Consider the following 562-nt stretch of genomic DNA (forward strand, 5'->3'; position numbering starts at 1 on the left):
GTTAGCTGTCGGATCCCGGAACGGTTCCACCATAAAGGCTTTGTTTTCGATATGCGTTTTATTTTTGTTAAACATGCATTTCCTCATGCGAAAATGATATGTCAGATAACAGCCAGATCAGAGGCAGCACTACAGGTCTGGCTGTGTCGTTTGATGGTCGGAAAACGCGAGGATGCAGGTCTGGATACCCCGGTCAGTACCGGGGCAGAGATGATCAGAATGTGAACTGCAGTTGTGCAACGGCACCGTAGTTGTTGTCTGTGCCTGCTATACCCGCCACATCAATATGGACGACATCAAATGGTGAGATACCCAGCCCGGCGGTGAACGCACTGCCATCATTGCTGGCCAGATTCTGGCGGTAGCCTGCACGTAACTGTGCCCATTTCCAGGCATTAAATTCAGCACCAATGGCAGCAAACTGACGTTTACTGTCTGATGTGAAGCCACTGGCCGGGGTCAGGTCAACATCCAGTGCTGTAGTGAACATGTCGTTGTGCCAGGAGACACCGGCAGTCACCTGCGGGCGGATCCTGAAAGTTTCAGTGACACCGTTCACTTC

At 51.4% G+C, this 562-nt stretch carries 1 protein-coding gene and 1 pseudogene; one reads left to right on the plus strand and one right to left on the minus strand.

The window, feature by feature from the left end; genetic code table 11:
* Nucleotides 1-225: hypothetical protein (locus tag E0D98_RS27680; protein ID WP_131891509.1), on the plus strand; the 225-nt coding region annotated here is incomplete at its 5' end.
* On the opposite strand, the pseudogene E0D98_RS25590 reads toward E0D98_RS27680, so the two are convergent.
* Nucleotides 215-562 (minus strand): annotated as a pseudogene (locus tag E0D98_RS25590) (conjugal transfer protein TraF); the annotation flags it as partial. The gene E0D98_RS27680 and the pseudogene E0D98_RS25590 overlap by 11 nt on opposite strands.

Origin of the sequence: Escherichia sp. KCJ4928 (assembly GCF_004352695.1) — a bacterium.
Taxonomy (GTDB): Bacteria; Pseudomonadota; Gammaproteobacteria; order Enterobacterales; family Enterobacteriaceae; genus ECMA0423.